General features: G+C 74.3%; 5 protein-coding genes. 2 read left to right on the top strand and 3 right to left on the bottom strand.

Translation table 11 applies throughout. From position 1 onward, the window contains the following. Positions 1-102: 102 nt before the first annotated feature. A complete protein-coding gene (locus ACFU6K_RS23275) occupies positions 103-1,074 on the bottom strand; it encodes a sigma-70 family RNA polymerase sigma factor (protein WP_380665952.1) in 972 nt (323 codons plus the stop codon). Positions 1,075-1,499: 425 nt separating this feature from the next. Between ACFU6K_RS23275 and ACFU6K_RS23280 the strand changes: the two genes are divergently transcribed. After that, positions 1,500-2,378, top strand: a complete 879-nt coding sequence (locus ACFU6K_RS23280; RefSeq protein WP_380665954.1) for a phosphatase PAP2 family protein — start codon at positions 1,500-1,502, stop codon at positions 2,376-2,378. Positions 2,379-2,430: 52 nt separating this feature from the next. After that, positions 2,431-3,321 carry a carbon-nitrogen hydrolase family protein gene (locus ACFU6K_RS23285; protein ID WP_380665956.1) on the top strand — a complete coding sequence of 297 codons (891 nt, stop codon included), beginning with the start codon at positions 2,431-2,433 and terminating at the stop codon, positions 3,319-3,321. Between the two features lie 69 nt (positions 3,322-3,390). Here ACFU6K_RS23285 and ACFU6K_RS23290 read toward each other — a convergent pair whose 3' ends face one another. Both ACFU6K_RS23290 and ACFU6K_RS23295 read right to left on the bottom strand, forming a co-directional pair. Then, positions 3,391-5,859 carry an FtsX-like permease family protein gene (locus ACFU6K_RS23290; RefSeq protein ID WP_380665958.1) on the bottom strand — a complete coding sequence of 823 codons (2,469 nt, stop codon included), beginning with the start codon at positions 5,857-5,859 and terminating at the stop codon, positions 3,391-3,393. 281 nt (positions 5,860-6,140) lie between these two features. After that, entirely contained in the window at positions 6,141-7,814 is a 1,674-nt protein-coding gene (locus ACFU6K_RS23295) for a PKD domain-containing protein (RefSeq protein ID WP_380665960.1), read from the bottom strand. Between the last annotated feature and the right edge of the window lie 98 nt (positions 7,815-7,912).

The raw sequence follows: 7,912 nt of genomic DNA on the forward strand, positions 1-7,912 counted from the left end.
GTGCGGGGCACTCCGCACCAGGGCCCGATGAGGGCGGATCCGGGCAGCCTGCCGGGAGGCTTCCCCGGCGGCCGTCTCAGCCGGCTTTCTCAGCCGGCTTTCTCAGGCGGCTTCGAAGCCCGCGTGGTCCGCGATCTTCTTCAGCTCGGCCAGCGCGTGCTTCTCGATCTGGCGGATCCGCTCGCGGGTGAGGCCGTGCTGCTTGCCCACCTCGGTGAGGGTGCGCTCGCGGCCGTCCTCCATCCCGTAACGGGAGCGGATGATCGAGGCGGTGCGGTCGTCCAACCGCCCGATCAGATCGTCCAGTTCCTCGCGACGGAGCATGACCATCACGGCGTCCTCGGGGGACGTGGCCCCGGTGTCCTCGACGAGGTCGCCGAACTGGGTCTCGCCCTCGTCGTCGACCGACATGTTGAGGCTGACCGGGTCCCGCGCCCAGTCCAGCACGTCCTTGATCCGGGCCTCGGTGGTGTCCAGCTCGGCCGCGATCTCGGCCGGCTCCGCCTCGCGGCCCAGCTCCTTCGACTTCTCCCGCTGCACCCGCCGGATCCGCCCCAGCTCCTCCACCAGGTGCACGGGCAGCCGGATGGTGCGGGACTGGTCGGCGATGGACCGGGTGATCGCCTGCCGGATCCACCACGTCGCGTACGTGGAGAACTTGAAGCCCTTGGCGTAGTCGAACTTCTCGACGGCGCGCACCAGGCCCGCGTTGCCCTCCTGGATGAGATCCAGCAGCGGCAGGCCGCTGCGCGGGTAGCGACGGGCGACGGCGACCACGAGCCGGAGGTTGGAGCGGATGAAGACGTCCTTGGCGCGCTCGGCGTCGGCGGCTATCGCCTCCAGCTCCTCGCGCGTGACGCCGTCGGGGAGTTCGCCCTCGTCCAGCATGTGCTGGGCGTACACGCCGGCCTCGATCCGCAGCGAGAGCTCGACCTCCTCGGCGGCATCGAGCAGGGGTGTCCTGGCGATCTCGTCGAGGTACATGCCGACCAGGTCGCGGTCGGCCTCGAAGTTGGTCGGGCGGGCCGCGCGACTCCGGTCGGCCCTGTCGCGAACGACGGCACGGGTGGCCATGCTTGCTCCCTTTGCTGGTGTTGCCGAGGTCTGCCTGCCTGCCTCGTGAGGGCAAGAAATGCGGGGCCCTCGGGGCCTCACACGTAACGATCCAACGAACAGATTCCGGACAACATTCCCAAGTCACTCAGATTCTTCCCAGTGATGCAGTATCCTGCCGGTTTTCACCCCGATTCTGGACACTGGGTGACCAGTCGGGCACCTCCCGTGTCACCGGGTGACCGCTCCGGGAGTGTTTTCTTCACTCGACCCTCACGCGACCACCGCCCACCCGTTGAACCCGCGAACGGCCGCCGACGTTCCCCGCGCACCCCGCCGTCCGTCCGAGCCCACACCCCGACGCACGCAGGTCCTCCGCACAAACGATGCCGAATCGCTATCACTCCGGCCCTTGCTCGGCACGGGACACTGGGAAGGTGTCAGCCATGCACCTGACCAACAGCACGACCATCCTCACTGCGCGTAACCGCAGTCTCCTTCGGGACGCCGCGCTCGCGCTGGGCTGTGCCGCGCTGTTCGGCCTGCTGGCGGCCCTGGTCACCGGCCAATGGCGCCCGCTCGCCCGCTTCGACCAGGAGTGGATCGGCGAACTGCACACCTACGCCCGGGAGCACCGGATCTGGACCGCCTCGGTGCAGACCCTCTCGGACATCGGCGGCACCGTCACGATGCGTACACTCCTCGGAATCGCCGCCGGGTGGCTCTGGTTGATCGGCGCCCGGGTGCTGGCCGGCTGGGTGGCCGCCCAGGCCATCGTCGGCTGGGGCGTCCTGTGGGCGCTGAAGCTCGCCTTCGACCGCGCCCGCCCCTCCTTCGCCGATCCGGTCTCGCACGCCGGCGGGCCGGCCTTCCCCTCCGGGCACGCCATGGCCTCGGCGATCACCTGTGCCGTCCTGGTCGGCCTGCTCTGGTACCGGGTCCGCCGGCGCGGCCGGACCGCCGCCTGCCTGGTGGCCGCGGCGACGGTGCTGACCATCGGCTGGACCCGGGTCGCGCTCGGCGTGCACTGGCCCAGCGACGTGCTGGCCGGCTGGCTGGCCGCCGGGATCGTGCTGGGCACCGTGACCGCCGTGATCCAGGTGTGGCGCCCCGGCGCGCTGGCCCAGGACGTACGGCGGGTCAACTGGCGTACCAGGCCCCGGGTGCAGAGGGTCCTCGTGTCGGTCGACCAGCCCTCGGGCACCGCCGCCCCGCTGGACGAGGACGGACCGCACGGCGCGCGGGAGGGGTTCCTGAGCGACCCGGAGGTGTTCCTGGGCGACCCGGGCGACCCGGCCGACCGGCCGGACGAGGCCGTCCGCTGAGGCTCCGTCACCCCGCCGACCGCTGCGGGGCCGTAGCGCTAGGTTGGCCGCCATGTCCGACACCGCTGCCCGCACCGCTCCCAACGCCCCCACCGCACCGGCCGGTTACCCCGAGCGCCCGCTGCGGATCGCCACCGTCCAGGCCCAGGCCGTGGCCGGTGACGTACCGGCCAACGCCGCCCAGGCCGCCGGACTGATCCGCGAGGCCGCCCGGGCCGGCGCCCGGCTGGTGCTGTTCGCGGAGAAGTTCCTCTCCGGCTACGAGCCCGAGTTGATCAGTGCCGACCCCGTCACCCACGCGGTCCAGCCCGGCGATCCGCGGCTCGCGCCGATCGCCGAGGCCTGCCGCGAGACCGGCACCGTCGCGATCGTCGGCGCCGCCGTACGGGACGGCGACGACCTGCGCGTCTCCGCCCTCGTCCTCGGGCCGGACGGCGGCTTCGTCACCCGCTACGACAAGCAGCACCTGTTCAAGAGCGAGCGCGAGCACTACCTCCCCGGAACGGCCGGCTGCTCCGTGGAACTGGACGGCTGGCGGCTCGGCCTCGGCATCTGCTACGACTCCGGCTTCCCCGAGCACGCCCGGGCCGCCGCGCTCGACGGCTGCCACGCCTACCTGGTCGGCGCGCTGTTCAGCACGGGCCACGGCCACCACGAGTCCCGCACCTGGTTCCCGGCCCGCGCGCTCGACAACACCCTCTACACGGTGCTCGCCAACCACGTCGGCCGCACCGGTGGCTGGCACACCTGCGGCGGCAGCGCGGTCTGGGGCCCGGACGGCCGGCTGATCGCCGAGGCGGGCGAGGACCGCCGCGAACTCGTCGTCGTCGACCTCGACCCGGACGTCCTGCGCACCACCCGCGAGACCGAGACCCTCCTCGCCGACCTCGCCCTCGCCACCGGCCGGCCGCCCGCGCCCCGGGCCCGTTTCACCCTGGCCTGAACACCCGACGGGCCTGAACACCCGACGGGCTGCGAACCCCGGGCCCGCCCGCACCGGCTGGCGTCCCGGTCAGGAGGCCCGCATCGCCGCCACCGCGCTCATCCGCCCGACCCGGCGGGCCGGGAGCACCGCGGCGGCCAGGCCGACCAGGACGGTCAGGCCCAGGGCGGCCAGCACCGGCAGGACCGGCGGGGTGCCGACCGTCCCCACCGTCGAGGTGATCGAGCGGGCGGCCGCCCAGCCGTAGGCGGCCCCCAGGCCCGTCCCGACCAGGGCGCCGGCCAGGGAGAGCAGCAGCGCCTCCAGGGTGAGCATCCGGCGCAGCTGCTCGCGGGACATCCCGATCGCGCGCAGCATGCCGATCTCACGGGAGCGTTCGCTGATGCTGAGCATCAGGGTGGCCGCGACGCCGAGGCCGGCGATGGCGACGGAGAAGGACAGCAGGGCCATGCTGATGGTCTTCAGCCGGTCCAGCAGGGAGCGCAGGGTGTCCGCCTGGGCGGCCGTGTCGGCGACGGTCACCTGCGGGTGGTCGGCGAGCGCGCGGTCCAGGGCGCGGCGGGCGGTCGGTCGGTCCTCGCCGGCGGCCGGGCTGATCCAGGCCGTGGTGACGGACGCGCCGGGGGCGAGGCGGTCCAGGGTGGCGGGCGTCACCAGCAGGGTGGCGCCGCTCTGCAGGGTGAACGGCAGGCTGCTGCGGCCGGGTTGGATCCGCAGCTCGACGCCGCCGACCCGGCGCACCCCGGTGTCGCCGAGCCCGCTCAGCGCGCCGCCCTCGGGGAGCGCGCGGGCCCGGTCCACGTCGTCCGTCGAGGAGTTGAGCCGGGTGGCGTCGACGGCGGCGACCACGGTGGGCCGGCCGTCGAGGTCGACGGTGGCGGACCGGACCGGGGTCACGGTCAGTCCGTGCTCGGCGCCGAGCGCGCCGAGTGCCCCGGCGGGCAGGGCGCCGCCGCCCGTGGCGGCGGCCGAGTAGACCCCCGGCTGGCGCGCGGACACCACGGGCACCAGCGACTGCGAGGTGATGTCCAGCGCGGTGACCGCGCCGACCATCACGGTGACGCCGAGCAGCAGCGCCGAGCCGGTGGCCCCGGTGCGGCCCGGGTTGAGCCGCAGCTGCTGGGTGGCGAGCCGCCCGGCCGTACCGCCGAGCCTCCGGGCGGGCCGGCCGAGCACGGCGACGACCGCGGGCAGCACCCGGTGGGAGAGCCGCAGCACCCCGAAGAAGTTGGCGATGGCGCCGACGGTGACGGCGAGCAGCGACAGCGGCGGCGGGGTCACCGCCCCGGCCACCAGCAGCGCGGTGCCCGCGATCAGCAGCCCGGAGGTCCACACCGCGGCCCGCACCCGGGCCGCCCCGCCGGCCGGCGCGGGGGTGCCGCCGAGCGCGGCGATCGGCGGCACGGCCGCGGCGGCCTTCGCCGGGCCGCGGACGGCCAGCAGGGTCAGCAGCACGCCGAACAGCCCGGCCAGCAGGCAGGTCAGCGGGGAGGGCAGCAGCGACAGGCGCACCGGTCCGAGGTCGAGCCCGCCGACCACGGCGGTGCCGACCGCGCCGAGGGCGACGCCCAGCAGCACGCCCGCCGCCGAGGCGCCCACCCCGAGCAGCAGCCCCTGGCGGCGGATCAGCCGGCGCAGCTGCTGCCGGTCGGCGCCCACGCAGCGCAGCAGGGCGAGCTGGCGGGTCCGCTGGGCGAGCACCACGGTGAAGGTGTTGCCGACCACCATCCGCGCCACCGCGAGGGCGATCAGGACGAAGGAGAGCGCGGCGATCAGCACCACGCCGTACAGGGTGCTGCTCTGCCGGGTCGCCTCGTCGACCGAGGCCTCGCGGGTGTGCATTCGGACATCGGCGCCGAGGGCGGCGCGCAGGGCTTCGACGGTCCCGGTCCGGGAGGCGCCCGGGGCGACCCTGACGTCGAGCCACTCGGTGACGGCGCCGGCCGCGTAGCCGTCGACCGCGTTCGCCGGGACGCCGATGATCGGGACTCCGGCGAGGCTCGGGGCGCCCCGCTCGTCCAGCGTGCCCACCAGCCGGGCGGTGGCGGTGGTGCCGTCGGCCCGGGCCAGGTGCACCTCGGCGCCCACGGCGGCGTCCAGCCGGTGCGCGGTCCCGGTGTCGAGCAGCACCTCGCCGGGTCCGGCGGGCCAGCGGCCGTCCTTGAGCAACTGCCAGCGCAGCGCCGGGTCCTCGGCGACGGCGCTGACCGCGGCGGTGCGGTCGAGCGGCCGCCCGTCGGCCGCGAGCACGCCGCCCTTGCCGGTCAGCCGCGGCGCCACCGCGGCCACCCCGGCGGTCCGCCGCACCCGCTCCACCGCGGCCGCGTCCAGCCCGCCGGCGGCGGCCTTCCCGGTCACCTGGATGTCACCGGGCCCGACCTCGGCGGCCGCGGTCTGGCTGAAGGAGTCCACCAGTGCCCCGCTGCCGCTGACGGAGGCGATCAGGAAGGCCACGCCGAGCGCGATCGCGGCGCCGCTCAGGAGCAGTTGGCGCAGCTGGCCGCGCAGTTCGGCCACGGTGTATCGGTACGTCGTCATGGTTCCCCGGCTCGTCCGCCCTGGCCGGTACGGTGCTCCGGCAGGGGTCTCGACGAGCCTAGGAGCGGAGCGGCCGCGGGCCATCGGCACGAGGTCTGCTTCATGATCAATCCGTGGGCGGACGGCCGCCCGCCCCCGCCTCCTCCCGGAGAGGTACGCGGCCCCTGACACCGTCCGCCCGGGGAACGCCGACGCCCCCGGGAACACCGACGGCTCGGGGAACGCCGACGGCCGCCCGCCCCCGGAGGGACGGACGGCCGGTGCGCGGTGCCGTTCGGGCGTCAGATCTTGTCGTACACACCGAACACGTCGATGATCAGGTCGGTCGATTCCCAGCCCCGGTTCCAGAAGTCGACGGCGTCGGCGCCGCTGACGTCCGCCTGGACCAGGTTCGACACGGTGGCGCCCTTCTCCCAGTTCAGGACGGAGGAGTCCGGCGGCGTCGGCCGGACCTCCCGGCCGGTGGTCCCGTAGCTGTCGGCCGTGTTCGGGTCCGGTGCGACCGAGAGGTGCCCGCTGCCCTGGGTGTTGGTCACCGTCGCGTTCAGGACGAGGGCTTCGGCCGACCGCCCGACGATCGCCCCGGCGTACTGCCGGTAGTAGTCCTGGCCCTTGAGCGCCAGGGACAGCGTCCGGCTGTCCCACACGCGCCAGGGATCCACCGGCCGGTAGGCGGCCTTGCCGTCGGCGCTGTAGTAGCCGGTGACGTCCACGATCACGTCGGCCCCGGACCAGGAGCCGTTGCGGACGGTGACCTTCCCGTCCGGGCCGACCGGCACGATCACCGCGTTGGCCACCGTCTGCCCCGGCTCGAAGTTCAGGTTCGATGTGGCCGACGGCTGCCCGCCGCTCGGGGAGACCGTCAGGTGGCCGGATCCCTGCGGATTCGTCACCGTCACGTTGAGCGCCACGGCCGCCACCCCCTGGGCCGGCAGCCCGCCCTGGCCCGCGACCTGAAGGTCGAAGGTGCCCTGGCCGGCGACCTGTCCCTGCACCGTCCCTCGGCCCTCGCGGGTGTCGGCGATCCGCGCCGGCTTCACCGAGGTGTACCCGTTGGCCGGCGCCTTGGCGAAGTAGCCCGTCACGTCGGCGATCAGGTCCACCGTGCCGCCGCTACGGTTGGCCAGCTCGACGTACCCGTCCGCGCCGACCGGCACGATCGCCAGCGTCGGCACCGTCCTTCCCGCCGCGAAGTTCACGTTCGAGGTGGTCGGCGGCTTCGCGCCGGAGGCGTAGGCGATCACGTGCCCGTCCGCCACGGCGTTGGTCGCGGTGATGTTCAGCGCCACCGCCGTCACCCCGGCCGGAATGCCACCGTTGCCGGCCACCTTCACCCTGGTCGCGGTGTTCGGGCCGACGGCCCCGACGTACGGCGCCCCGGTGCCGTCCCGGGTGTCCAGCAGCCGGGTCGGCGCGTACGGGGTGAACTCGGAGCCGTTCAGCACCACCTCCGCGGTGGTGGTGGCGGTCAGCTTGTTGGTCTGGTCGGTCGCCGTGACCGTGATCGTGTGGGTGCCGGCCTTCCTGAACGTGTGCTTGAAGTGCCCGTACGCACTGGCGTTGGCCGCGTCCGTCTCGACCGGGCTGCCGTCGCCCCAGTCAAGCTGGTAGCTGATGTCACCGTTGGGCAGGTCGGTGGTGACGCCGGTGGCGACCCCCACGCTGAGCGAGTCGGTGCTGTAGGAGCCCACTCCCACGGTGAACTTCGGCGCGGCCGACGGCGCCGCGGCCGGTGCGGCGGCCGCGGCCTTCTGCTGCGCGGCCCCGACCCCCTTGGCCGCGAGGTCCTGCTCCGCGGCGGCCTGTACGGCCGTCTCCGCGGCGGCCCCGGCCCCGGCCCCGGCGGCCGGAGCGGTGGCGGTCGCAGCCCCGCTCGGAGTGGCGGACGGGCTCGCCGCCTGCGCCACGGCGGGCACGAAGCCCACGACTGCCGCGACGACGGCGGTGGAGATCATGAAACGGTGACGGTACACCGGCCCCCCAGTGCTTGAATCAGTTCAAAACGCCTGGCCCGGAGCCTACCTGAACAGCAGTTCGAGCCAAACGGGAAGCC

The sequence above is a fragment of the Kitasatospora sp. NPDC057512 genome, assembly GCF_042802135.1.
Classification (GTDB): Bacteria; Actinomycetota; Actinomycetes; order Streptomycetales; family Streptomycetaceae; genus Kitasatospora.